22 protein-coding genes and 1 other RNA gene are annotated in these 25,774 nt (G+C 40.9%); 20 read left to right on the plus strand and 3 right to left on the minus strand.

From position 1 onward, the window contains the following. The first annotated feature begins 6 nt into the window (after positions 1-6). The 9 genes from KGF34_RS09530 to KGF34_RS09570 all read left to right on the plus strand — a co-directional run bounded on the left by KGF34_RS09530 (position 7) and on the right by KGF34_RS09570 (position 12,351). Complete coding sequence (locus KGF34_RS09530; protein WP_252558844.1) at positions 7-759, plus strand: heparan-alpha-glucosaminide N-acetyltransferase; 753 nt, start codon at positions 7-9, stop codon at positions 757-759. Positions 760-872: 113 nt separating this feature from the next. Further along, positions 873-2,576 carry an FtsW/RodA/SpoVE family cell cycle protein gene (locus KGF34_RS09535; protein ID WP_252558845.1) on the plus strand — a complete coding sequence of 568 codons (1,704 nt, stop codon included), beginning with the start codon at positions 873-875 and terminating at the stop codon, positions 2,574-2,576. A 70-nt stretch (positions 2,577-2,646) separates the two neighbouring features. After that, complete coding sequence (locus tag KGF34_RS09540) at positions 2,647-4,044, plus strand: penicillin-binding transpeptidase domain-containing protein (protein WP_252558846.1); 1,398 nt, start codon at positions 2,647-2,649, stop codon at positions 4,042-4,044. Between the two features lie 30 nt (positions 4,045-4,074). Further along, entirely contained in the window at positions 4,075-6,948 is a 2,874-nt protein-coding gene (secA, locus tag KGF34_RS09545) for a preprotein translocase subunit SecA (protein WP_022233831.1), read from the plus strand. Positions 6,949-7,329: 381 nt separating this feature from the next. Next, positions 7,330-8,724: an NCS2 family permease gene (locus KGF34_RS09550; protein ID WP_186935661.1), complete on the plus strand. Its 1,395-nt coding sequence runs from the start codon at positions 7,330-7,332 to the stop codon at positions 8,722-8,724. Positions 8,725-8,832: 108 nt separating this feature from the next. Then, complete coding sequence (locus KGF34_RS09555) at positions 8,833-10,176, plus strand: TrkH family potassium uptake protein (RefSeq protein ID WP_252558847.1); 1,344 nt, start codon at positions 8,833-8,835, stop codon at positions 10,174-10,176. A 12-nt stretch (positions 10,177-10,188) separates the two neighbouring features. Continuing rightward, entirely contained in the window at positions 10,189-10,854 is a 666-nt protein-coding gene (locus tag KGF34_RS09560) for a TrkA family potassium uptake protein (protein ID WP_186935663.1), read from the plus strand. A 51-nt stretch (positions 10,855-10,905) separates the two neighbouring features. Further along, positions 10,906-11,331, plus strand: coding sequence for a Holliday junction resolvase RuvX (gene ruvX, locus KGF34_RS09565; protein WP_022233826.1), 426 nt, complete (start codon positions 10,906-10,908; stop codon positions 11,329-11,331). Positions 11,332-11,952: 621 nt separating this feature from the next. After that, a complete protein-coding gene (locus KGF34_RS09570) occupies positions 11,953-12,351 on the plus strand; it encodes an L-2-amino-thiazoline-4-carboxylic acid hydrolase (RefSeq protein ID WP_252558848.1) in 399 nt (132 codons plus the stop codon). A 161-nt stretch (positions 12,352-12,512) separates the two neighbouring features. On the opposite strand, the gene KGF34_RS09575 is transcribed toward KGF34_RS09570, so the two are convergent. The 3 genes from KGF34_RS09575 to KGF34_RS09585 form a co-directional block, all read right to left on the minus strand. Then, complete coding sequence (locus KGF34_RS09575) at positions 12,513-13,043, minus strand: phosphatase PAP2 family protein (RefSeq protein ID WP_022235203.1); 531 nt, start codon at positions 13,041-13,043, stop codon at positions 12,513-12,515. 148 nt (positions 13,044-13,191) lie between these two features. Beyond that, positions 13,192-14,202 (minus strand): stage V sporulation protein AD, encoded by a 1,011-nt coding sequence (locus KGF34_RS09580; protein WP_252558849.1) that lies wholly within the window; start codon positions 14,200-14,202, stop codon positions 13,192-13,194. 76 nt (positions 14,203-14,278) lie between these two features. Continuing rightward, positions 14,279-15,100, minus strand: coding sequence for a hypothetical protein (locus tag KGF34_RS09585; RefSeq protein ID WP_252558850.1), 822 nt, complete (start codon positions 15,098-15,100; stop codon positions 14,279-14,281). Between the two features lie 347 nt (positions 15,101-15,447). Here KGF34_RS09585 and KGF34_RS09590 point away from each other — a divergent pair, with 347 nt between their 5' ends. From KGF34_RS09590 to KGF34_RS09640, 11 genes are all read left to right on the plus strand, one after another. After that, complete coding sequence (locus KGF34_RS09590) at positions 15,448-16,140, plus strand: hypothetical protein (RefSeq protein ID WP_195411066.1); 693 nt, start codon at positions 15,448-15,450, stop codon at positions 16,138-16,140. Between the two features lie 20 nt (positions 16,141-16,160). After that, a complete protein-coding gene (locus KGF34_RS09595; RefSeq protein ID WP_022235207.1) occupies positions 16,161-17,165 on the plus strand; it encodes a GGGtGRT protein in 1,005 nt (334 codons plus the stop codon). Between the two features lie 102 nt (positions 17,166-17,267). Further along, on the plus strand, positions 17,268-17,897 hold the full coding sequence (locus KGF34_RS09600) for a formate/nitrite transporter family protein (RefSeq protein ID WP_022235208.1): 630 nt from the start codon (positions 17,268-17,270) through the stop codon (positions 17,895-17,897). A gap of 155 nt (positions 17,898-18,052) precedes the next feature. Beyond that, positions 18,053-18,151, plus strand: an RNA gene (gene ffs / locus KGF34_RS09605) — signal recognition particle sRNA small type. A gap of 70 nt (positions 18,152-18,221) precedes the next feature. Beyond that, a complete protein-coding gene (dnaX, locus tag KGF34_RS09610) occupies positions 18,222-19,901 on the plus strand; it encodes a DNA polymerase III subunit gamma/tau (protein WP_252558851.1) in 1,680 nt (559 codons plus the stop codon). Between the two features lie 27 nt (positions 19,902-19,928). After that, positions 19,929-20,279, plus strand: a complete 351-nt coding sequence (locus KGF34_RS09615; RefSeq protein WP_022235210.1) for a YbaB/EbfC family nucleoid-associated protein — start codon at positions 19,929-19,931, stop codon at positions 20,277-20,279. Positions 20,280-20,281: 2 nt separating this feature from the next. Beyond that, positions 20,282-20,884, plus strand: a complete 603-nt coding sequence (gene recR / locus KGF34_RS09620; protein ID WP_186935666.1) for a recombination mediator RecR — start codon at positions 20,282-20,284, stop codon at positions 20,882-20,884. Beyond that, positions 20,884-21,345 (plus strand): SsrA-binding protein SmpB, encoded by a 462-nt coding sequence (smpB, locus tag KGF34_RS09625; RefSeq protein WP_022235212.1) that lies wholly within the window; start codon positions 20,884-20,886, stop codon positions 21,343-21,345. Before recR ends, smpB begins: the two co-directional genes overlap by 1 nt. A 398-nt stretch (positions 21,346-21,743) precedes the next feature. After that, positions 21,744-22,241, plus strand: coding sequence for a GtrA family protein (locus KGF34_RS09630; protein ID WP_022235213.1), 498 nt, complete (start codon positions 21,744-21,746; stop codon positions 22,239-22,241). A 27-nt stretch (positions 22,242-22,268) separates the two neighbouring features. Beyond that, on the plus strand, positions 22,269-23,828 hold the full coding sequence (locus KGF34_RS09635) for an NAD(P)/FAD-dependent oxidoreductase (RefSeq protein ID WP_252558852.1): 1,560 nt from the start codon (positions 22,269-22,271) through the stop codon (positions 23,826-23,828). Between the two features lie 20 nt (positions 23,829-23,848). Beyond that, on the plus strand, positions 23,849-25,618 hold the full coding sequence (locus tag KGF34_RS09640; RefSeq protein ID WP_252558853.1) for a glycosyltransferase family 39 protein: 1,770 nt from the start codon (positions 23,849-23,851) through the stop codon (positions 25,616-25,618). The last annotated feature ends 156 nt before the right edge of the window (positions 25,619-25,774 follow it).

Raw genomic sequence — 25,774 nt, forward strand, 5'->3', positions numbered from 1 at the left:
TTGCGAATGAACAAGGACACTCTGAAAAGTAAAAAACGATATGACTTAATTGATTCAATCCGTGGCTTTGCCGTTATTAATATGGTTGCGTTTCACGCATTGTATGATATTTTTATAATATACGGCGACGGCTCTGCTTTTACAAACTCATTTTTTGCCGTATGGGAACGCTTTATTTGTGTATCGTTTATTATTATTTCGGGAGTGTCTTTTAATTTTTCAAATCATACGGTCAGAAATGGAATAATAGTGAGCTTATGCGGTTTTGTTGTTACAGCAGTTACTGCAATAGCTATACCGAGTCAGGTTGTTTGGTTCGGAATACTGAATTTATTGGGTATTTCAATGCTTATATGTTCGGCACTAAAAGATTTATTTAATGCAATTCCTACTGTAGTGGGTGCAATTTTGAGCTTTATGCTTTATGCCGTTACATACGGAGTTCCGACAGGCTACATAGGATTTTTGGGAATACCGATTATTGAACTGCCGTCTTTTTTGTACGAATATAAATATCTGTCATTCTTGGGCTTTCGTTCGTATGATTTTGTTTCAAGCGACTATTTCCCGATAATTCCGTGGCTGTTTTTGTTTGTGTTCGGAATATTTTTATGGCGTATAATAAAGAAAATAAAATGGGAGAAATATTTTTATTTTAAAATTCCCATATTAAATGTAATAGGAAGATACAGTCTTATAATATATCTTTTGCATCAGCCTGTAATAATGCTGATTATGACAATTATTTACGGGTATTAATAAGCAAATAATAGCTTTTGATAAATAATATTGTGCGGTTGAGGGGTCAACCGCCTTTTTTTATTGACTTTTTTACCAAAATGCGGTATTATGATAAATGTATAACTTTAGCTATGATTACAAGGAGGATGCCTGTGCTTGATATGACGGTAATTTACGATTTAGCCATTGTTGCGTTAAGAATATTAATGCCCGTATATGCTATTATAATTGTATATCAGTGCTATGCTGCAATGCGTCGTCGCAGAAGGCCCGAAAAGCCTCTTGTTACACTTTACAATACAGTTACAGGACTTAAACTTCCTGTTATTTTCTGGGAAAATTCAATCGGCAGAAGCAGGGCAAGCGACATTGTCGTTGATGACCCTGCCGTTTCAAGAAATCATTGCGTTCTTTTGAGAAGAGCCAGCGGCTGGTATATCTGCGATACGGGTTCAAAAGGCGGTACATATGTAAACGGCGAAGAAGCTGTGGGCAGAACCAGAGTGCTTATTGACGATGTTATCAGTGTGGGCAATTCGCAGTTTCAGTTTTTGCGTGGCGAAGATTATGACGAAAATCTCCGTTACAGTTGGTTTTTTAAGAAAGCCAACAACAAGCCTGCAATGAAGTCGTGGAAACTTATGCTTTTAATCACGCTTTTCCATTTCTTTATGTGCGTAGAGGCGGTATTTTGGCAGGACGGTACCAACAAGTATTCACCGCTCGTACTTTTCGGATGCCTTGCAGTGGCAGAATGGACATTTTTCTTTGTTTCTTCAAAGGTACTTAAAAGGGTGAGTTTTGAACTTGAAAGCCTTGCGCTGTTTTTGACGGGCGTGGGTGTAATGCTGCTTGTGCGGCAGGTAGAGCGGTCGGCTTATGTACAGCTTATTGCCGCAGTTGTGGGAATGGTGCTGTTCTGCGTAATAATTAAGTTTATTGAGGACCCGGACAGAACTTCGTCAACAAAATTAAGATACGGACTTATGATTGCCGCAGTAGGACTGCTCGGTGTGAGTATAGTATTCGGCAAAATTACTTACGGTGCGGCTAACTGGATCAGCATTGGCGGTATTTCTCTTCAGCCGTCCGAAATAGTAAAAATCATATACATATTTATAGGTGCAAACACACTTGACAGATTACAGACAAAAAAGAATTTGTTTGAGTTTATTATATTCTCGGCTGTTTGTGTAGGATTGCTTGCATTAATGGGTGACTTCGGTACAGCGCTCATATTCTTTATGACATTCCTTTTAATCTCATTTATGCGTTCGGGCGACTTTAAAACAGTAATTCTTGCCATTGTGGCGGCTGTATTCGGTGTGTCTATTGTGTTGCGCTTTAAATCTTATGTCCTCGACCGTTTTAAGGCTTGGGGACATGCGTGGGAATACGCAAATGACTTAGGTTATCAGCAAACTCATGTGCTTACATATATAGCAAGCGGCGGACTTTTCGGCGTCGGCATAGGCAACGGCTTTTTAAAGGGCGTCGGAGCGTCGGAGAGCGACCTCGTCTTTGGCTTGGTTTCCGAAGAAATGGGTGTAATTGTTGCAATTACTCTCGCCGTTGCGGTAGCTTGCCTTGTTATCTATGCAAGAGCAATCACAACAAGAAGCAGAAGTACATTCTATTCTATTTCTGCCTGCTGTGCTGCGGGTTTGCTTGTAATACAGCTTTCACTCAATGTTTTTGGCGCAACCGATATTCTTCCGCTTACAGGTGTAACATTCCCATTCATCAGCTGTGGCGGTTCAAGTGTGCTTTCCTGTTGGGGACTTATTGCATTTATCAAGGCGGCAGACGAAAGAACATATGCGGTGAAAAAATAATCTTACAAAACCGAATGAGGTATTGCTTTGCAGTACCCTCTGAATAAATCAGAGAAAGGACGGTGTTTGAATGAAAAGAGTATTACGGAGAAGTACGCTTATATTTGCGGTTACGGTAGCCTTTATCGGCGGTATGGGCTTTTTTGCCTACAAGCTCGTTGCAAATTCGGGCGATTGGGTAGATCAGCACTATAACTACCACATCGCAGGAACCGACGGACTTGCAAAGGCAGGTACAATTTATGACCGCAACGGCAATATTCTTGCTCAAAGTGTTGACGGAAAAAGAGTTTATAATGAAAACCAAAGCGTCAGAACTTCGCTTTTGCACACAATAGGCGACAATTCTTCTAATATTTCTACTGCTTTACAGAGCAGATACCGTTCCCAGCTTATCGGATATAATCTTATTTGGGGACTGAATATGCCCGATTCTCTAAGAAAGGGCAATGACATTAATCTTACGGTAGATGCAGACACCTGCGCAGCGGCTTATGATGTATTGTCAGGCTACGGCAAAGACGGTGCTTGCGTTGTATATAACTACAAAACAGGTGAGGTCATCTGTTCCGTAAGTACAAAGGCTTACGATCCGGAAGCGCCTCCCGAAATTACCGAGGAAAACGAAAAAGACTACGAGGGTGTGTATCTTGACAATACTATTTCTTCAACCTATGCGCCCGGTTCGATTTTTAAGATAATTACTTCTGCCTGCGCTATTGAAAATCTTCCCGACATCTACGACCGTACATGGTATTGTTCTGGTAAGGAAGATATCGGCGGAAGTGATGTAACCTGTGTTGAACCGCACGGTTACATAAACTTTAAAGAGGCAATGTCACATTCCTGCAATATTGTTTATGCGGAACTTGCGGTTGAACTCGGCGAAGAAAAAATGACTGCCACCGCAAATAAAGCCGGCATAAACAGCAGCTTTAAGGTGGATGACAACGAAACCGCAAAGGGAAATTACGATGTAAGTGATGCAAACACAAACCAGCTCGGCTGGTCGGGCGTCGGTCAGTACAATGACAAAGTAAACCCAATGCAAATGGCTGTTATTTGCGGAGCAATCGCAAACGGCGGCAAAACAAAAGAACCGTATATGATAAAGGACGGTTCAATTCTGGGTGTGCTCGGATTGGGCGGCTCGGACAGTACAAACGAACTTTTCAGCAGCAGCACGGCAGAAGCGCTTGACGATATGATGCGCTTTACAATGACCGATTACTACGGCGATGATCTGTTTGGCGGACTTACAGTATGCGCAAAGACAGGTACTGCCGAGGTCGGCGAGGGCAAAGGCCCTAACGGTTGGATGGTAGGTTATGCAAAGGACGAGGATTGCCCTCTTGCATTTGCCTGCGTTGTGGAAGACTCGGGTTTTGGCTTTACCTATGCGGGCCCTGTTGTTGAGGCAGCTATGATACAGGCAGCAAAATCACTCGGTGCAGCTGCCGTACAGTAAAAAGAATTTATACCGAAAGGACATTTATATATGAATATTCTCAAAGCCTTGTTTGGCAATTACAGTAAAAAAGAATTAAAGCGAATTCAGCCGATTTGCGATAAGGTGCTTGCACTTGAGGACAAGTATGCGGCTATGAGCGAAAGCGAACTCAAAAATCAGACAGCTGTTCTCAAAGAGCGTCTTGCAAACGGCGAAACTACAGATGACATCTTACCGGATGCCTTTGCTGTATGCCGAGAGGGTGCTTGGCGTGTACTTGGTATGAAACATTATCCGGTACAGATTATAGGTGGTATCGTACTTCATCAGGGCAGAATTGCCGAAATGAAAACAGGTGAAGGTAAAACTTTGGTTGCTACACTTCCTGCATACCTTAACGGTCTTACAGGCGAGGGTGTACATATCGTAACAGTCAACGATTATCTTGCACGCCGTGACTCCGAATGGATGGGCAAACTTTACAGATACCTCGGACTTACCACAGGTCTTATTGTTCATTCACTTGACAACGAGGGCAGAAAAAAGGCATACGAAGCTGATATTACATACGGTACAAACAACGAACTCGGATTTGACTACCTCCGTGATAATATGGTTGTTTACAAGGAGCAGAAAGTACAGCGTGGCCACGCTTACGCAATTGTCGACGAGGTTGACTCAATCCTTATTGATGAGGCAAGAACACCTCTTATTATTTCGGGTAAGGGCGACAAGTCAACAGATTTGTATGCAAAGGCAGATAAGTTTGCCAGAACTTTAAAGGTTCAGCGCTTTGAAGAGCTTGACTCCAAAGAAGATATGGAGGATTACTACGCAGAAAACGACATCGACTATGTTGTAGACGAAAAGCAGAAAACAGCTACACTTACACAGAACGGTGTTAAGAAAGCCGAAGAATTTTTCGGCATTGAAAACCTTACAGACCCGGAAAACCTTACAATTCAGCACCATGTAAACCAGGCTATCAAGGCTCACGGTATTATGAAACTCGATGTTGACTATGTTGTTAAAGACGGCGAAGTTATCATTGTTGATGAATTTACAGGTCGTTTTATGTACGGCAGACGCTTTAACGAGGGCTTGCACCAGGCAATTGAAGCAAAAGAGGGCGTAAAGATTCAGAACGAAAGCAAAACTCTTGCTACAATCACATTCCAAAACTACTTCCGTCTTTACAAAAAGCTTTCAGGTATGACAGGTACTGCTCAGACAGAGGCAGAGGAGTTCCAGGAAATTTACAAACTTGATGTTGTTGAAATTCCTACAAACAAGCCTGTTCAGCGTATAGATCTTCCGGACTCCGTATTCAAGACAGAAAAAGGCAAGTTTAAGAATGTAATCGACCAGGTTGTAGAGGCTCACGAAAAGGGTCAGCCTGTACTTGTCGGTACAATTTCTATCGAAAAGTCGGAAGAACTTTCAAAAATGCTTAAAAAGCGTGGCATCAAGCACAATGTGCTCAACGCCAAACAGCACGAAAAAGAGGCTGAAATCGTAGCACAGGCAGGTAAGCTCGGTGCGGTTACAATCGCAACAAATATGGCAGGCCGTGGTACCGATATTATCCTTGGCGGTAACGCTGAATTTATGGCTAAAGCATCTATGCGTAAGCAGGGCTTTACAGATGAACTTATTGAAGAGTCAACAGGTCACGCAGAAACAGATAACGAGGAAATCCTCAATGCAAGAAAGACATTTGATGAGCTTAACTCAAAATATAAAGAAGAAATCAAAGAAGAAGCTGAAAAGGTAAGAGAAGCAGGCGGCCTTTACATTATCGGTACAGAGCGCCACGAATCAAGACGAATTGATAACCAGCTTAAGGGCCGTGCAGGTCGTCAGGGCGACCCGGGTGTAAGTAAGTTCTTCCTTTCTACAGAAGACGATCTTATGCGTTTATTCGGCGGCGACAGAATGAAGATGGTTATGGAGCGCCTTAATGTTGAAGATGATATGCCGATTGACGCTAAGTTGATTTCAAATATCATTGACAGCTCACAGGAGAAAATCGAACTCCGTAACTTCGGTATTCGTAAAGATGTACTCCAGTACGACGATGTTCTTAACAAGCAGAGAGAAATTATCTACGGTCAGCGTGATCAGGTTCTTAACGGTGAGGATTTACACGATACTATCTATAAGATGATTGAAGATACAATTGACACAAGCGTTAAGCAGTATCTCCCGGACGGCCCTCGTGAGCATTGGAATCTCCAGAGCCTTAAGGATTATTATAAGGATTGGCTTATTCAGGACGAGAGCCGTTACGACTTTGACCTCGAAGACCTTGAGGATATGGAAGCCGAAGACATTAAGAATATGCTTATCGAAGATGCAAAAGCTATCTATAAAGAAAACGAGGAGCTTTTGCCGACCGAAACTATCCGTGAAATGGAGCGTGTATATCTCCTCAAGAATGTTGATACACACTGGATGGATCACATTGATAATATGGATCAGCTTAAGTCAGGTATCAGACTCCGTTCATACGGTCAGCATGACCCTGTAGTAGAGTACCGTATTGAAGGCTTTGATATGTTCGACGAGATGATTGAAAGCATCAGAGAAGATACAGTTAAGATGATGCTCATTATGCCTAAAAAGGTATATGAGGTTAAAAAGCGTCAGGACGCTATCGAGGCTGCAAAGCGTATGGCATTAAAGCAGGCACAGGCTGCACATCAGGTAGTTTTAAATAACGGCGAAGATGAAGAGCCTAAAGAAAGCCCGATTGAAATTGCTTTAAAGCGTGAGCAGGTTGCTCAGCCTACAGAAACTTCGGGTGACGGGACAGACACAGCCAACAAAACTATCCGTAAAGGCAAAAAAGTCGGCAGAAACGATCCTTGCCCATGCGGCAGCGGCAAAAAGTACAAGAAGTGCTGCGGCAAAGACGAATAATTTTACTGAAAATTAAACAGATAAAAAATTCCGATCTGCAAGGGTCGGAATTTTTTGTTGTCGGTTGTTTTTGAAAGTTTAGGTAATTATGGTTTAGCAAAATATTTCGCCGAGTAATTATAAAAGCTTGGGTTAAGTATTTTTCTACCCATAATCTAATAAAAATTTTTGTGAAATACAGTATATTAAATTATCATATTAATATGTTATTGTATTAATGTTAAAAAATTAACGGAATATTTTATAGTATCTTACAAAAATATTTTTCCAGCCGCAAAAGCATTGACTTTTTGCTCGAAAGGTGTCATACTTTTAGTATTAATGCGGTAAACAATAGCCTTTTGGCTTTTGTATAAAAAATTTAATGAAGGGGTTTTCTAAGTGGAAAAACTATTTAAACTCAAAGAAAATGGTACTGCGGTAAAAACAGAAGTTGTTGCCGGCGTTACCACATTCCTTGCAATGGCTTACATACTTGCCGTAAACCCAAGTATGCTTGGCGCTGCCGGAATGGACTCAAGTGCGGTTTTTGCTGCAACAGCAGTATCGGCAGCATTTGCTACACTTTTTATGGCATTTTTTGCAAACTATCCTGTTGCTCTTGCTTCCGGTATGGGACTTAATGCTTACTTTGCATACACAGTAGTTCCGCAGCTTGCATCACAGGGTATTACAAATCCATGGCAGGTTGCTCTTACAGCAATCCTTGTTGAAGGTATTATCTTTATTATCCTTTCACTTTTCAAATTCCGTGAAACACTTGTTAATAAAGTACCTAAGAACTTAAAACTCGGTATTTCGGCAGGTATCGGCCTTTTCATTACAATTGTAGGTTTAAAGGGTGCAGGCGTTATCGTTTCCGATGCTTACTATGACGGCACAGCTGTTCAGTCATCAACACTTGTAACACTCGGTGACTTAGGTTCTGCAAATGTAGTTCTTGCAATTGTAGGTCTTCTTATTGTAGCCGCTTTGTGGCACTTCAAGGTTAAGGGTTCAATCCTTATCGGCATCATTGTTACTTACATTTTCGGCATTATTGCACAGCTTTGCGGTTGGTATCAGGGCACTTCACTTATTCCTGATTTCTCAAACTATGCAATATTTGCTCCTGTTCAGAATATGGCAACAGAAACTTTATTTAAGTTCGATTTTACTTATGTAGCACAGAATGTAGTAAACTTTGCAGTTATTGTATTTGCATTCCTCTTTGTTGACCTTTTCGATACAGTAGGTACACTTATCGGTGTTGCACAGCAGGGTAACCTCCTCAACGAAAAAGGCGAGCTTCCAAGAGTAGGTAAGGCTTTAATGGCTGACGCCGTAGGTACTTGCGTAGGTGCTTGTCTTGGTACATCAACCGTAACTTCTTATGTTGAGTCAACAACAGGTGTTGCCGAGGGCGGCAGAACAGGTCTTACAGCTATGACCTCAGGTATTCTCTTCCTTCTTGCAATTCCTTTCTACCCGATTTTCCTTGCAATTCCGTCATTTGCAACAGCTCCTGCTCTTGTGTTCGTTGGACTTTTAATGCTTAAGAACATTACACAAATGGACTTTGAGTCTGACATTGCCGACACAGTTGGCGGTTTCCTTGCAATCATTATGATGCCGTTTGCATATTCAATTGCAACAGGTATTATGTTCGGTATTATTTCTTGGGTTATCCTCAAGATCGTTACAGGTAAAATCAAGCAGATTCACCCTGTTATGTGGGTTGCAGCCGCACTTTTTGTAGTACGAATAGTAACCATAGTTCTTCATATTGCTTCTTAAAAGTCAATATTAAAATTTATGCTCCTGCAAAATGCTTGCAGGGGCATTTTTTGGGTTGTGAATTGTTATATAATATGATACAATAGAATTTAAGGCGGTGAATGCTTAATGATAAGCAAGTTAATATCAAAGCTCGGCTACACGAGATTTATAGCGTTGAGCTTTATTCCTGTAATTTTGTTGGGAACTTTCCTTTTGTGCCTGCCGATTTCCTCAAAGACGGGGGAATGGACAAATTTTATTGATTCACTTTTCACATCGGTAAGCGCAACCTGTGTTACGGGATTGATTGTATTTGATACATTTACTCATTGGACTGTTTTCGGACAGATTGTTATTCTGACAATGATTCAGATAGGCGGTCTTGGTCTTATGACGATAATAACAATGATTTCAATATTTTTGCGCAAAAAGATTAATATGCGTGAACGCAAAATGATGATGCAGTCATCGGGCAATACTCAAATTGACGGTACTTTAAAACTCGTTAAGAAAATAGTCGGAGGTACTTTTATATTTGAGGGAATAGGTGCTGTATTACTTGCTTTTCGCTTTTGTCCGCAAATGGGTATGCTGAAAGGAATATACTACAGTTGTTTCCACGCTATTTCTGCTTTTTGCAACGCAGGCTTTGACCTTATGGGATTTCGCCAACCGTATTCTTCGCTGACTTACTATACAAATGATTACTATGTAAACATAATTATAATGTCGCTTATTGTAATCGGCGGTATCGGCTTTATTGTGTGGAATGACATTTTAAAAAATAAATTTCATTTTTCTAAATATTTGCTTCATACTAAAATAGTTCTTGTTACAACGGCAATTTTGCTTGTCGCAGGCGGACTTGGCTTTTTTATTTTTGAATACAACGGCGAACTTGCCGACAAGACTGTTCCGCAAAAAATTGTAAACGCTATGTTTATGTCGGTAACCACGAGAACGGCAGGTTTTAATACAATTGACCTTTCAAATCTCTCGGATTCCGGCACATTGCTTTCGCTTATTCTTATGCTTATAGGCGGTAGCCCGGGTTCAACGGCGGGCGGTCTGAAAACAACTACAATAGCGGTGGTTGTGATTGCGGTATTTGCAATGGCGAAAGGCGGTGACGATATAAACACTTTTAAGCGCAGAATTGTGTCTGATGTGGTTAAGCAGTCAGCGGTAATTATTTTGATTTATCTCTTTGCGGTTATGCTTTCGTCAATGATTATTTGCAGCGTAGAGGGATTGGGTATGTCGCAGGTATTGTTTGAAACCGCCTCGGCGGCAGGCACTGTAGGAGTGTCAAAAGGCATAACAAACCAAATCTCGGCAATTTCAAAAATAATATTAATGATAATGATGTATGGCGGACGAATCGGCGGACTTTCGCTTGTGCTTGTGTTTGGACAAAGAAAACCCGAAGCACCTGTAAAGCGCCCTACAGAACAGATATTAATCGGTTAAGGAGAAACATTTATGAAGTCGGTACTTGTAATCGGAATGGGAACAATTGGAATTTATCTTGCACGAAAAATGCAGGACCTCGGCAATGAAGTAATGATTGCAGACAAGGACGAGGAACTCATACAGGAGCTTTCACCTGAATTCAACGACGCTTTTTGCGGTGACTGCTCGGCAGACGGAATTTTGAAATCTATAGGAGTTAATACTTTTGATTATTGCTTTGTGACAATCGGTGAGGATTTTTATGCCTCCCTCGAAATTACTTCCATTTTAAAGGAACTCGGTGCAAAGTATGTAATTGCAAAGGCTAAAAGGGCAAGACAGGTTGAATTTTTAAAGAAAATAGGCGCTGACGAGGTTGTATATCCCGACAAAGAGATTGCCGAAAACCTTGCGGTAAGATACAATGCAGACAATATTTTTGATTATATTGAACTCACTTCGGAGTATTCTATCTTTGAAATTCCCGTTGTATCATCGTGGGTTGGAAAAAAGGTAATGGATGTTGATGTTCGCCGTAAACATAAAATTAATATTATTGCGGTAAAAAATGATAATGAACTTAATCTGAACCTTGGCGGCGATTATGTCTTTGATGAAAACGACCACCTTGTAGTGCTTGGCAAATCAAGTGATGTATTCAGTGTTGCATCAGATGTAAAAAGACCGTCACGATAATATGAATAAGGGGAACTCGGAAGGGTTCCCTGTTTTTGAAAGGATGTTAATATGATAATAGCGGCAGTTGATTTGGGCAAAGCAAGAACAGGTATAGCGGTTTGCGATAAGACAGAGTTTTTAGCGTCGCCGCATACGGTAATTTTTGAAAAATCACCCGAAAAACTTTTTGAAAAAGTGAAAGAAACCGTTGTGAATTTAAAGGCTGAAATCGTCGTTGTGGGTCTTCCTAAAAATATGGACGGCAGTGAGGGCGAGAGTGCGCAGAACGCAAGAGCCTTTGCGGAGCGTTTACACAACGAAACAGGGTTGCAGGTGGATTTGCAGGACGAAAGAGGTACTACCATTACAGCCCACAACTTTTTAAACGATACAAATACAAGAGGCAAAAAAAGAAAAAATGTGGTAGACGAAGTTGCCGCAACGATAATTTTGCAAAATTATCTTGATAAAAGAAAGAACAGTAAGAATTATTAATTTATACAATTTGTATTTAGCACATCTTTTAACATAAATGTTGAAAACTATGTGGAAAGTGTGAAAAGCTATGTTAAACGACTGTCAAAACTACAGCCATTTTACAAGTAACACCCAATCTTTTACAGAAATGTAATATTTCAACAATTAACGAAGGAGTTTTCAACATAGGTGTTAATACTTGAATGTGGAAAGAATTTGATTACAAATAGTATAAATCTTGTGTCAAGGTATAATTTTCAACAAAAAATTTAAGCGAAAAATTTTGAAATGTAAGGGTTAAAGGCAAATTCAAAAAGGAAAGGAAATCGGCGAATGGAAGATAAAGAACTTGTGTTTAACCGTGAACACCATATATTGTATATGAAACAGTGCAGGGAGGAAATTTTAAATAAAATTTCTCTGCATTATTCTGCCTAAGATGTTGAAAAAATATTCACAAAGGTTCAGCTTCAGTATATTGAATTTTTAAAAGATTACAGAACGGATTTAGGCGGAAAAAAGAATTTCCACAACGGCGCCGGCGGAAATTACGATTGTATTGCTCTGTTCAGTTATTATGTGGTGTACAAAGAAAAAACATCTCTTGCGTAAATCGAGGAGATGGAGGGCAATTTGTTTTTGCCTGCATTTAAAAATTTGAAGTTTGTCGATTGCAATAAACCGATATATAAAAAGCTGATGTATTGGTCTTTTGCTTTATCTAAAAAGAAGTGCGACAAGTGGGACGATTTTGATATGAATGTAGCTCCGTACAAAAAAGATGAGCCAATCTATTATGAATTTACAAAATGTCCGATTGCGGATTTCGCAAGGGAACATAATTTGCTGGAAGTGATGCCTGCAATGTGCAATCCCGACTATACCGCTATGGAGCTTATCCTTGCAAGACTTGTAAGAAAAACAACCTGTGCAAACGGCTGTGTGTGCGATTATACAATTTGCGGAGATAAGGACGAAGAATATCTCAAACAACACGAAGAATACATAGACGATGAGGGTTACAGGAGAAATAAGTGAGGAGATGCATTTCATATACAATGTATTTTTTTAATTATTTCACTTAAGTTTATATGATAACCAATAATTTTCCTAACTTTTGATAAAGCCCTACATTTCAATGTCAAACAAAAAGCACTCTTTGAGAATTAACTCAAAGAGTGCATATTTTTTATTTGATTTTAGCTGAAAACATTATTGAAAAGCATTACAGAGATAATTCCGCAGGTTGAGCCGAGCAGCATACCGCAAACTACATCTGTAAGATAGTGAACTCTCAAGTAAATTCTTGAAAAGCCAATCATAAATGCCAAGAAAAGAATCGGCAGACAAGCCGCAGGCTGACATCTTAACAGTGCCGTTGTTGCAAACGCAAATGACGCCGTTGTATGACCTGACGGGAATGAGTAAAACCTCGGTTTGTTTATAATCTGCTCCTCGTCCTCAAGCAGATGACAGGGGCGTGTCCTCTTTACAAGATGTTTAATAATGATTTCGCCCATAAGGTGAGCAAGGCAGAGGGCAAAAACAAAGTTAAAGCCTGTTTTTCTCCACTCCGGTACAACAAAGAACGGTATGCAGATCGCCCACCATACAAAGCCGGCATTTCCCAGTCTTGAAGAAGCTACCATAATTTTGGTTAAAGCAGGCTTGTGCATTCTGCTGATATTATATAGAACTTTGTTGTCAACTGTTTGAATCCGCCCGAACATAAAACAAAACTCCTAATCAACGCTGATACTGTTAAATTTCCAAAAGATGTTAATAATTTTAGCAAATAATTATTATACTTTGAACAATATCCTTACACATCTTTATTATAGCACAAGAATTTTGTTTTGAACAGAGCTTTTATAAAATTTATCTTAATTTTATGTTGATTAAATGAGCGACCGACGGGATACTTTCACCCTGTCCCGATGAGGTAGGACTCATCAACGCACCTGTTGCCATGAAAAGAATATTGTTATATTTTCCACTGTTTACGGAATTTAAAATTTCCGAGCAAAATACCGAACCTGCACATCCGCAGCCGGAACCTCCTGCGTGAACATCCTGTCCCTCTAAATCAAAAATCATCATACCGCAGTCATAATGCTTTGGTTCAAGATCGATGTTTTCAAGGCTAAGCAAATCATAGAGCGACCTGCTGCCGACCAAGCCCAAGTCACCCGTAAAAACAGCGTCATAATCGGACGGCTTTGTATTTGTGTCGGCAAAGTAATCGATGAATGTCTGTGCTGCGGCAGGCGCCATAGCTGCTCCCATATTATTAGCGTCGGTTACGCCAAGGTCAACTATTTTTCCGGCCGTTGCCCGAGCTATGCAAGCGCCCTTTTTAGCGTTGCTTACAATGCAACATCCCGAACCTGTAACCGTCCACTGTGCGGTCGGTGTGCGAACTCCGCCGTATTCGAGAGGAAAACGGTACTGCCTTTCCGCAGAGGCAAAGTGAGAAGAGGTAACGCACGCAGCGGTGTTTGCCGCATTGCTCTCAACAAATACAGCCGTCATAAGCAAGCCTTGAGCCATTGTGGAACAGGCTCCGTACTGCCCGAGGTAAGCAATGTTGAAATCACGCAGACCGAAACTTGACGATATACATTGGTTGAGCAAATCTCCTGCAAAAATGTAGTCGATGTCCTCTGCTTTAACACCGGCTTTCTGCATTGCGGTTTCTACAGCGGTAAATTGCAGTGTGCTTTCCGCCTGTTCATAGGTGTTCTTACCGTTATAGCTGTCATAAATAATCTTGTCAAAGCCTTTGCCGAGAGGACCTTCGCTCTCTTTCTTTCCCGCAACCGAGGCGTAACCGATTATTGACGGCATTTCTTCAAAGCCGAGCGTGCGACCTCCGATTCTTCGTATCATAAAAAAACTCCCTTCTGCACTATTATCTGCAAAAGGGAGTTTAATTATTATAAATAATCGGCGTGGTGAGTAAAAATCAATAACCCCAACGGTCAAAGAATCTTACATCTTCGTATGTGAGAATGTAATTCTGACTTTCGTGAAATTCGCTTGCAACAAGGAGAGGGTTATACATATAAAGTATTCTGTGCTGAACGGCATCGTGGTTTTCGTCAAAAATATATCTTACAGCCTGTTTGCAATTGTCGTTTGCGGGAATGTCCGTACTGCCTGTGTAGTGATAATCTCTGATGATTGCATCAACGCTTGTAAATCCGTCAAAGCACATTGCGTCTTTTACAGACTGTGCGATAAGTGACGCACCGACAAATCCGCCCGAGCCAAACTCGCCCATACAAAGTCTTTCAAGCAAATCTCTGTCGTGATCCGAAAGTGTAACCTGACCGCTCTTGTATGTTTTGTCCGGATTGTCAATAGCTACAAGATAGCCTGCGTTCCACTGCTCGTTGTAATCGGCAGGTTCTGCGGCAGGAATTGCTGTGGCAAATTGTACCGTAGGTGCTTGCGTTGTGGCAACCGTAGACGCTTTGGCAGTCGTTGGCTTTACAGTTGTAGGAGCGGTTGACGGTTTTACCGTTGTTGCCTGTGTTGAAGCCGGTTTAGTAGGCTTTGTTGCAGCAGCCTCCGTAGGTTCGCTTGTTGCGGTGTCTGCTGTGGCGATTTTTGTTATATTAGGATTAATACGGCTTTTGTATGCTGTGTCAGAAGTAGATACGGCGGGTTTCTTTGTCTGCGGTGTGAGAGCTGAAATTACAGAGTGACCTAAAAGTGTAAGTATCAGCACGCCCAAAATAACAGTGAGTACGGTGTTTAACTTATTTTCGAAAAATTTTTTCATCCTCATCAGCCTTTTTATTATATTTTTTACAATATGAGTATTTACACGCTCATACTAAAAATTATAGCATAATTTATTGATTATTTCAACTATATTTTATACTTATGTTAAAATTGCAATACTTTTAAAATTATCAGTGAAAATTTTTGATATGACAGAGTAAATTCTGACTATTGCTTTGCTTTGCACAGGTGCTTTTTTGTTGAGTATGCCACACATATATCCAAAATATACAAATTAAAAGCAGGATAAAATTTGTAAAAAATGCTTGAAAAATGCGTTATTTCGCATTATAATAAATGTGTATGAGTGTAGAGGCTCAACAATAATCGAAAGGAGAAGTACACATGATTTATTCAAATGAAGTAGAAAAGATGTGCACTGTCGCAAAAGGTCCAAAACACGGTCCTGCACCTATTCCTGAAGAGGGTAAGTGGGTAAAATCCTATGATATTAAGGATATTTCAGGTCTTTCACACGGTATTGGCTGGTGCGCACCTCAGCAGGGTGCTTGCAAGCTCACACTTAATGTAAAAGACGGTATCGTAGAAGAGGCTCTTGTAGAAACAATCGGTTGTTCAGGTATGACTCACTCAGCTGCTATGGCTGCTGAAATTCTCCCTAACAAGACATTACTTGAGTGCCTTAATACTGACCTTGTTTGTGATGCTATCAACACAGCTATGAAAAACATTTTTGAGCAGCTCGTTTACGGCAGAAGCCAGACAGCTTTCTCAGAGGGTGGTCTTCCGATCGGCGCAGGTCTTGAGGACCTCGGTAAGGGACTCCGTTCACAGGTTGGTACAATGTACAGCACAAACGCTAAGGGCGTTCGTTATATGGAAATGGCCGAGGGCTATGTACTCAAGACAGCTCTTGACGAGAATGACGAGGTTTGCGGCTATCAGTTCGTAAAGCTTGGCAAGATGCTTGAGGACATTCGTCACGGTGTAGAGCCAAACGAAGCTTACAAAAACAACATCGGTCAGTACGGTCGTTTTGATAATGCGGCTAAGTACATTGACCCTCGTGAAGAATAATTCGGTAGGAGGACACTATAATGGCAGTTACATTTGAAAGTATGGAAAGAAGAATGCCTAAAATTGAGAAGTGCCTTGCCGAATACGGTATTGCAAGTCTTGAAGAGGCAAGAGAGCTTTGCAACAGCAAGGGTTTTGACGCTTATGACATCGTTAAGGGCGTTCAGCCAATCGCATTTGAGAATGCAGGTTGGGCTTACACACTTGGTTGTGCGGTAGCTATTAAGAAGGGCGTAAAGACAGCTGCAGAGGCTGCAGAGTGCATCGGTATCGGTCTTGAGGCTTTCTGTATCCCTGGTTCGGTTGCAGAGCAGAGAAATGTTGGTCGCGGTCACGGTAACCTCGGCGCAATGCTCCTCAGAGATGAAACAAAGTGTTTTGCATTCCTCGCAGGTCACGAGAGTTTTGCTGCCGCTGAAGGCGCAATCGGTATCGCTCGTAACGCTAACAAGGCAAGAAAAGAGCCGCTTAAGGTTATTCTTAACGGCCTTGGTAAGGATGCTGCTTACATCATTTCAAGAATCAACGGCTTTACATATGTAAAGACACAGTTCGATTACTTCACATCAGAGCTCAAGATCGTTGAAGAGAGAGCTTTCTCAGACGGTGAAAGAGCTGCTGTTCGTTGCTACGGCGCAGACGATGTTCGTGAAGGTGTAGCTATTATGCAGCACGAAAATGTTGGTGTATCTATCACAGGTAACTCAACTAACCCAACTCGTTTCCAGCACCTTGTTGCAGGTACATACAAGAAGTGGGCTATTGAGAACGGCGTTAAGTATTTCTCAGTTGCTTCAGGCGGCGGTACAGGCCGTACACTTCACCCTGATAACATGGGCGCAGGTCCTGCTTCATACGGTCTTACAGACTCAATGGGCAGAATGCACGGTGACGCTCAGTTTGCAGGTTCATCTTCAGTTCCTGCTCATGTTGAGATGATGGGCCTTATCGGCATGGGTAACAACCCGATGGTAGGCGCTACAGTTGCATGTGCAGTTGCAGTTTACGAGGGATTAAATAAATAATAAACCTTTCGGTTAATGCAATTAGGGAGGTCGCAGAGTTTTTTCTGTGACCTCTCGTTTTGAGTTCGGATTTATACAAAGTATATAACAAGGGGTTATAATATGAGTAATTGGAACACATTTTTAAAGTCTGTACCTGCCGGCGTGATGATTGGATTGGGCGTTACAGCATTTATTTCATCTGAAAATAAAGTATTCGGTTCAATTTTGTTCTGCCTGGGACTTTTTGGTATATGTGCTTTTGGGTTTAATCTTTTTACAGGCAAAATCGGCTATGTTATTCCTACAAAAAATAATCCGAATTGCCTTATGATTTGGCTCGGTAACCTTGTCGGTTGTCTTATAACAACAGTTCCGCTGAGGTTTGCAAATCCTAAATATAACGAGGCAGCTGTTGTTCTTGCTGAAAATAAACTTTCGCAGAATTTTTTGCAGACATTTATTCTCGGTATTTTTTGCGGTATGATTATGTATATTGTTGTAGAAAATTACAGCGCAAACAGCAGTCCGCTCGGCAAATATCTCGGTATTTTCCTCGGTATTCCCGCTTTTATATTTGCAGGCTTTGAACACAGTATTGCAGATATTTGTTATTTTTCTTATGCAGCGTCATCACTTGAACAGGTTGCGAAAATGTTTGTTTACATATTAACAGTATCTGTCGCAAACGGCGTAGGCTCTATAATTTTCAGAGCATTTACTGTAATGTATAAGGAAAAAGTTAAAAAGTAAATTTGAATATAACATTTATATGTAAAAATATTCGGTCGGTAATTGTTGAAATTGCCGACCTTTTGCATTTTTATTAAAAAGGTATTGATTTTGTTGAAAATTTATGCTATACTTACAAAGTAATTGCAAGCCAGTTAAGCGTGCAAGTAAGTGAGCGGCAGGCCCTGTACGATTGGGGTCTGTGAATCATGTCAGGCGGGGAACCGAGCAGCATTAAGCAGTATTGCCGATGCGATGCAGTAAGTCTGTCGTTCACTTATTTGCATGATGCCGTATAATATTCGGCTGACGGCTTGCATTTTTTATTGAAGAGAGGTGTTTTGTATGTACCGTGTGCTTTACCGCAAGTGGCGACCTGCCGTGTTTACCGATGTTTCGGGACAGGAGCATATTACCTCGACTTTGCAAAACGAGGTTTCGTCCGGCAGACTTAACCACGCTTACCTCTTTACAGGCTCACGAGGAACAGGCAAAACCACCTGCGCAAAAATTCTTGCCAAGGCTGTAAACTGTCTTAATCCGCAAAACGGCAATCCTTGCGGCGAATGTGAAATCTGCAAGGGTATTGATGACGGAAGTATTCTTGATATTGTCGAGATGGACGCCGCATCTAACCGTAAAATTGATGATATTCGTCAGATAATTGACGAGGTACAGTTTAAGCCCGCAAAGTGCAAATACAGGGTGTATATTGTCGATGAGGTACATATGCTTACCACAGAGGCTTTTAACGCTCTTCTTAAAACGCTTGAAGAACCGCCCGAGCATGTAATTTTTATACTTGCCACTACCGAGGTTCACAAGCTGCCGCAGACAATCCGTTCAAGATGTCAGCGATTTGATTTTCACAGAATACCGCCTAAGGCGATAGCAGACAGAGTAGAGTATGTGGTTTCGCAGGAAAATGCAGAGATTACCGAGTCGGCGGCGCTTATGCTTGCATCTGTTGCAGACGGCGCACTTCGTGACGCACTTTCGCTTTTGGACAGTTGTCTTGCCGTAAGTTCTCATATTGATGAGGAAGTAGTCCGCAATGCAGCGGGACTTGTAAGCAAAACATATCTTTTTGAACTTGCAGCGGCTATAATTAACAAGAATCCCACAAGGTCGCTTGAGATAATAGACAGGCTGTATTCCGAGTCAAAGGATATGGCAAGGCTTTGTGATGAACTTGTTGAACATTTCAGAGCATTGATGCTTATTAAAACAATCAAAAATCCGAGAGATATACTGATAATGTCGGACGATGAGTTTGAGCAGGCGGTTACGCAGTCGGATTATCTTTCGCTTGCAGATATAGTTTTCTATATGGATGTGCTTTCAAGGGCATATCAGCGAATGGGCAGGGGAACAGGCGACAGAACAGAGCTTGAGATGGCTCTTGTAAAGCTGTCGGCAACCGAACTTGACGGTACGGTAGAGGCATTGACCGCAAGAGTTACTGCACTTGAAAAAGCGGTAAAGCGTGGAATTACCGTAAATTACGCACAGCCTGCACAGCAGAGCGTACAGGCGGAAGCTGCGCAATCGGCAAGTGTACCGAATACACAGACCGAAGTTGAAGAACCGTTTGCAAAACCCGAACCGGAGCACAAGAAAGCACCTGTTGCAAAGCCTGCACCGGAGGTTAAATCTGTTGCGCAGAGAGCAAGCGTAAACCTTGACGAACTTTACGATAATGCAGTGCCTTTTGCAAGATGGGTAGAAGTAGTTGACAGCCTGAAATCGGTTTCAAGGTCAATAGCGGCTGCCTTTGCAGGTTCGACAGCTTACGAAAGCGGAAATTACCTTTTGATTGACACAAACAATGAGCTTGCGTTTGATTTGTTAAGACAAAACGGCAGAAGAGCAGAAATAAAGCAGACTTTACTTGAATTGACAGGCAAAAATTACAGCCTCGGACCTTATAAAAGGTCAACACCTAAAAAAGTTGAAAAAACAGACCCGCTCAACTCTCTTGTGCAAAGCCTTGAGGGCAGCGGAGTAGAAATAACACAAGAATAAATATGTAATTGAAAGGATGTTTTTAATATGAAAGCAAGATTACCAAAGGGCTACGGCAACGGTGGCGCAAACAACATTCAGCAGCTCGCTCGTCAGGCTCAAAAGTTACAGGACGATATGGAGCAGGCTTCACAGGAGCTTGAGGCAAAAGAATACACAGCTACATCGGGCGGCGGCGCAGTAAGCGTAACTTTAACAGGTAAGATGGAACTCACAAAGATTGATATTTCTCCTGATGTTGTTGACGCCGAAGATGTAGAGATGCTTTCCGACCTTATTATTGCAGCTACAAACGAGGCTTTAAGAGCTGCTCGTAAGGAAAAGGAAGACACAATGGAAACTATTTCAGGCGGACTTAACATTCCGGGAATGTTTTAATAATGTCTAATTATAATGTTGCTCCCCTCGAAGTGTTGGTGGAGCAGTTTGAAAGAATGCCCGGTATCGGTCACAAAACAGCGCAAAGACTTGCATATTATGTGCTTAACCTGTCAAAAACAGACGCAGAGGCACTTGCAAAGGCTGTGACTGATGCTCACACAAAAATCCATTATTGCGCAGAGTGCTGTAATCTTACGGATAAAGAACTTTGTCCCGTATGTGCAAATCCCGCAAGAGATAAGTCGGTTATTTGTGTGGTTGAAACTCCCCGTGACGCCTCAGCAATCGAAAAAACACACGAGTACAACGGTGTGTATCATATTTTGCACGGCTCAATTTCTCCGCTTAACGGAATCGGCCCCGATAACATTACCATAAAACAGCTTTTGGCAAGGTTTAACGGAGATGATGTTAAAGAGGTTATTATGGCAACAAACCCGACCGTAGAGGGTGATGCAACAGCTTTATATATTTCAAAGCTGTTAAAACCGCTCGGAGTTAAGGTTACAAGACTTGCTTACGGTATCCCCGTCGGAGGAGATCTTGAGTATGCTGATGAATACACACTTGCAAAGGCTCTTGAAGGCAGGAGTGAAATATAATGGCTTCATTAAAAACAGTAGCGCAGAACAAAAAGGCACATCACGATTATTTTATTGAAGAATCTTTTGAGGCAGGCATTGAGCTTTGCGGAACAGAGGTAAAATCAATCCGTGCAGGCAGAGTAAACCTTAAGGACAGTTGGTGCTCTATAGTTGAGGGCGAAATTTTCATAAACGGAATGCATATTTCTCCCTATGACCACGGCAATATTTTTAATCGTGACCCAATGCGTGTGCGCAAACTGCTTATGCACAAAAAAGAAATCAACCGCCTCTTTGGTATTGTAAAACAGACGGGCTATTCGCTTATACCGATAAGTCTTTATTTTAAAGACAGCAAGGTTAAAGTGCAGGTGGGTCTGTGCAAAGGTAAAAAACTTTACGATAAGAGAGAGGATATGGCAAAACGCTCTGCAAAACGAGATATGGAGCGTGCCATTAAGGAGCAAAACAGATTTTAAATTAAACAGGCAAAAACAAGCAAAAAGCGCGTAACAGTATAACTTTTCGCAATCAAAATTATAAAAGTTCGGTCAGAGAATGTCGTAAAAATGTGATAACCTCTGACCTGATTTTTTATTAAGGTTTAGTAAAGTGATAATCGAGTGACAACGCTTGAAAACCACTAAACTATCCGTTGCGATTATAAAATCTTAACAGTGCAAATCATAATTTTAAATAAAATCCGTTAAACACAAAATACCGTTGCGTTTTGGCTGCAGAGGTATTTATTTTTTTTGCTGTTAATTTGTATAAAAATGGCGTAAAAGATTGACTTTTTGTATTATTTGAATTAAAATTATATAATAGCTTAGTGTGGAAAAAACAGCACTGCTTTGTGGTGCGAAAGGAAAATTATATGAAAATCAAGAGCTTGTTTGTCGGCGATACCGACAATACTTTTATTCAGTTTTTCAGGTATTGCTTTGTAGGCGGTTTTGCCTTTGTTGTTGATTTTGGCGTAATGACGCTTTTGACAGAGGTTTTCTCGGTTTATCCCGTGGTTTCGTCAACCGTTTCTTTTGTTGCGGGTTTGTTGGTAAATTACCTGCTCAGCACATTTTGGATATTTAAAAATTCAAAAATAAAAAACAGATTTGCGGAATTTCTTGCCTTTGCACTTATCGGTGTAATCGGTCTCGGAATTAATGCCGCAATTATCTGGCTTTTCCAAAATCCGCTTGCGACAGGTCTTGTGTTTGGCGGCGAATCTGCTGTGGTAAACGGCGAAACAAAGTATTTCTGGCTTTGGGGTATTCAGTATTACCACATCGGCAAGATAGTTTCTACTGTAGTTGTATTTTTATGGAACTTCTGCGGCAGAAAATTTATTTTATTTGATAAGAGCAAAAAATAATTTTGTTACAGATAGAGAGGAAATATAATGAAAAAAGTAATTATTATCGGAGCGGGTCCTGCCGGTATCACAGCGGCAAACGAGCTTTTAAAGGATACAAAAGGCGAATATGATGTTACAATTCTTGAGGAAACAGAGCGTATAGGCGGTATTTCTCAGACAGTACGCTACAACGGCAACCGTATGGACATCGGCGGTCACCGCTTTTTCTCAAAGAGCGACGAGGTAATGAATTGGTGGAGCGAGCTTATGCCTGTACAGGGCAAGCCGTCTTTTGACGATAAAATTCTCGGCAGAGAAAAGCCGCTGGTTGAAAACGGCCCTGACCCCGAAAAGGACGACAAGGTTATTCTTGTGCGTGACAGAGTTTCAAGAATTTACTATAACAAGCACTTCTTTGATTACCCCGTTACAATGTCGGCGGCAACAATTAAAAATATGGGCTTTCTCACCACAATGAAAGCAGGTTTCAGCTATCTTAAATCCGTAATGTTCAAAAAGCCCGAAGATTCTCTTGAGAATTTCTACATTAACCGTTTCGGTAAGGTGCTTTATTCAATGTTTTTTGAGGGCTATACAGAAAAGCTGTGGGGCAGACATCCGAGTGAAATTTCAGCCGATTGGGGTTCACAGCGTGTAAAGGGACTTTCAATCAGAGCCGTATTAAAGGATATGTTCTCAAAGGCATTCGGTGGCAAAAAATCATCAAAAGAGGTGGAAACCTCGCTTATTGAGCAGTTCTGGTATCCAAAGTACGGTCCGGGACAGCTTTGGGAGATTGCTACTGACAGAGCGATTGAAAGAGGCACAAAACTTCTTAAAAATCACAGCGTAAAGAATATTGTATGCAAAGACGGCAAGATTACAGCCGTTGTTTGCAATACTCCCGAAGGCGAAAAGACTATTGAGGGCGATATTTTTGTATCGTCAATGCCTGTTAAAGACCTTGTTGCAGGTATGACAGGCGATGAGCCTTCAAAGGAGATTAAGTATATTGCAGAGAATCTTCCTTACAGAGATTTTGTTACGGTCGGACTTCTTGTTAATAAACTTAACCTTAAGAATGAAACCAAGATGAAAACTCTTAACAATATCGTACCCGATTGCTGGATTTATGTTCAGGAAACCAGCGTAAAACTCGGCAGAATTCAGATTTTCAACAACTGGTCGCCGTATATGGTGGAAGACCCGGAAAATACAGTATGGATCGGACTTGAATATTTCTGCGCCGAGGGAGACGATTTCTGGAATTTAAGCGATGAAGAGTGCATTAAGCTTGCTACAAAAGAACTTGAATCAATGGGCGTTATCAGTTCAAGCGAAGTTCTCGACTCTCACCGTGAGAAAATCAAAAAGGCTTATCCCGCTTATTTTGATACTTATGCTCAAATGGACGAGCTTATCAAGTATCTTGATACATACACAAACCTTTACTGCGTCGGCAGAAACGGTCAGCATCGTTACAATAATATGGACCACTCTATGCTTACCGCTATCCGTGCCGCAGAAGCTATAAAGGCAGGCAAGACAGACAAGGGCACAATTTGGAATGTAAATACCGAAAAAGAATACCACGAAACAAAGTAATCGGTTTTGGAGGTAATCTGATGGAATTTAAACCTAACCATTTGGTGCAGGATGAGCACAGCCTTGTACAAAGGGAAAATCATCCTTGCAACGGTTTTATAAAATTTGTAACTTCACATCCGTACATTGCGGTTGCAATATTGTGCCTTGCAAGCACGGTTATTACAACGAGCACATCATTCGGAAGTCTTTTGCCGATATTTGCGATTGTTCCTATGCTCATTGTATTATTTGCGGGAGTTCCTGTCGGAATTTATTTCAGTTCAAAAAACACAACCGATGACGACAGCAGAAAAAAGATGGCTTTGTTTATGTCTGTCGCCTCATTTGCAGGTGCGATAGGGCTGTTTTTAATAATACTTATGAAAGGTTCAACGGCTTTTCATATTCTGAATTACGGTTTGCTTGTGTCGGCGCTTGTGCTTATTTACCTTGCCTGTACAGACAGACTGACGGATAAGGTTTTTGTGGTTGTGATTTTTGCACTCGGTTTTGTGTTAAGGCTTGCCTATGTGCTTTATACCGATATTTCGGTAAGACAACACGATGTCGGAAATTTCGATATGGAAATAGGTCATTGCGGATATATAAGATATTTTTACGAAAACTTTAATCTGCCTGATTTTGATGTAAGAAATTACTGGCAGTTCTATCATCCTCCGTTCCACCATATCATAGCGGCATTATGGATGCGTTTGCAGACATTTTTAGGTATAGATTACTATGCTGCGGGCGAAAATGTGCAGATTCTCACACTTTTCTATTCTTCAATCTGTATGGTTCTTTCATATAAGATTTTCAGACAATTGGGTTTGAAAGGCAGAGGTCTTGTATGTGCAGTCGCAATAGTGGCTTTCTGTCCCACTTTCTACATAATGGCAGGCAGCGTAAACAACGATATTCTTTCGATTGCCTTTATGCTTGCGGCTGTTTTAAATACGCTTTATTGGTATAAAAATCCGACTTTCCCGAGAATTATGGCAATTTCTCTTTGTGTTGGCTTGGGAATGATGACAAAGCTTTCCGTATGGATGGTAGCACCTGCAATTGCGTTTGTATTTTTATATGTTTTCTTTAAGAATTTAAAGGACTTTAAAAAGTACCTCGTTCAATTTCTATGCTTTGGCGTTGTGTGTGCGCCTCTTGCACTGTGGTGGCAGGTAAGAAATCTTTTGAAATTCGGAGTACCGCTTACCTATGTGCCGGCACTTTCAATTACAAGCGACCAGTATATCGGAAATTTGCCGTATGCAAAAAGACTGTTTGACTTCGGTTTAAATCAGTATGCAAATGTAGGCGATCAGTTTGTCACCTACGGTGCGTCATATAATGAGTACAACCCGCTTGTGGCATTGTTCAAGACATCAATGTTTGACGAACTTATAAACACAAACAATTATCCGAAAATTGCAGGGTTTAACATTATTTTGTTCTGGTCTGCGGTTGTTATCGGAATATTCGGATTTGCGGCAATGATTTATGCTTTTTATAAAAGGAAAAATTCAGCCCTTAACAATGCACATAAAATATTTATTGCTTTGATATATGCAGTATTCTTTGTATCATATTATATTTTCTGTTTCCAATTCCCATTTGTATGTACAGAAAACATAAGATATGCAGTACCGCTTATAATACTCGGAGCATTCTTTACGGGACTTGCGGTGCAGTATTTAGGCAAAGCTTCAGACAAAAAATATAAATCTGTTGCAAGAGGTGCAATTTACACTCTTGTAACGGTATTCAGCGTTTCTTCTGTACTTGTTTATTATATAGTAGGAATGCCGTAACAGTATAAAAGCTCTCTTTTGAGGGCTTTTTGATTTGTAACGGATTTGTAACTTCAATAAACAGAGATTTTACCGAGTATGTATTGATTTTCATATTTAATTGGTGTATGATTAGTTAGAATTATAATTGACATATTTTGTCCAATTAATTTTATG

This window comes from Ruminococcus sp. FMBCY1, assembly GCF_023921805.1.
Taxonomy (GTDB): Bacteria; Bacillota; Clostridia; order Oscillospirales; family Acutalibacteraceae; genus Ruminococcoides; species Ruminococcoides intestinale_A.

Coding starts and splice junctions, on each gene's coding strand:
- KGF34_RS09530 (WP_252558844.1), top strand. CDS start 7: ATGAACAAGGACACTCTGAAAAGTAAAAAACGATATGACTTAATTGAT.
- KGF34_RS09535 (WP_252558845.1), top strand. CDS start 873: ATGATTACAAGGAGGATGCCTGTGCTTGATATGACGGTAATTTACGAT.
- KGF34_RS09540 (WP_252558846.1), top strand. CDS start 2,647: ATGAAAAGAGTATTACGGAGAAGTACGCTTATATTTGCGGTTACGGTA.
- secA (WP_022233831.1), top strand. CDS start 4,075: ATGAATATTCTCAAAGCCTTGTTTGGCAATTACAGTAAAAAAGAATTA.
- KGF34_RS09555 (WP_252558847.1), top strand. CDS start 8,833: ATGATAAGCAAGTTAATATCAAAGCTCGGCTACACGAGATTTATAGCG.
- KGF34_RS09560 (WP_186935663.1), top strand. CDS start 10,189: ATGAAGTCGGTACTTGTAATCGGAATGGGAACAATTGGAATTTATCTT.
- ruvX (WP_022233826.1), top strand. CDS start 10,906: ATGATAATAGCGGCAGTTGATTTGGGCAAAGCAAGAACAGGTATAGCG.
- KGF34_RS09575 (WP_022235203.1), bottom strand. CDS start 13,043: ATGTTCGGGCGGATTCAAACAGTTGACAACAAAGTTCTATATAATATC.
- KGF34_RS09580 (WP_252558849.1), bottom strand. CDS start 14,202: ATGATACGAAGAATCGGAGGTCGCACGCTCGGCTTTGAAGAAATGCCG.
- KGF34_RS09585 (WP_252558850.1), bottom strand. CDS start 15,100: ATGAAAAAATTTTTCGAAAATAAGTTAAACACCGTACTCACTGTTATT.
- KGF34_RS09590 (WP_195411066.1), top strand. CDS start 15,448: ATGATTTATTCAAATGAAGTAGAAAAGATGTGCACTGTCGCAAAAGGT.
- KGF34_RS09595 (WP_022235207.1), top strand. CDS start 16,161: ATGGCAGTTACATTTGAAAGTATGGAAAGAAGAATGCCTAAAATTGAG.
- KGF34_RS09600 (WP_022235208.1), top strand. CDS start 17,268: ATGAGTAATTGGAACACATTTTTAAAGTCTGTACCTGCCGGCGTGATG.
- dnaX (WP_252558851.1), top strand. CDS start 18,222: ATGTACCGTGTGCTTTACCGCAAGTGGCGACCTGCCGTGTTTACCGAT.
- KGF34_RS09615 (WP_022235210.1), top strand. CDS start 19,929: ATGAAAGCAAGATTACCAAAGGGCTACGGCAACGGTGGCGCAAACAAC.
- recR (WP_186935666.1), top strand. CDS start 20,282: ATGTCTAATTATAATGTTGCTCCCCTCGAAGTGTTGGTGGAGCAGTTT.
- smpB (WP_022235212.1), top strand. CDS start 20,884: ATGGCTTCATTAAAAACAGTAGCGCAGAACAAAAAGGCACATCACGAT.
- KGF34_RS09630 (WP_022235213.1), top strand. CDS start 21,744: ATGAAAATCAAGAGCTTGTTTGTCGGCGATACCGACAATACTTTTATT.
- KGF34_RS09635 (WP_252558852.1), top strand. CDS start 22,269: ATGAAAAAAGTAATTATTATCGGAGCGGGTCCTGCCGGTATCACAGCG.
- KGF34_RS09640 (WP_252558853.1), top strand. CDS start 23,849: ATGGAATTTAAACCTAACCATTTGGTGCAGGATGAGCACAGCCTTGTA.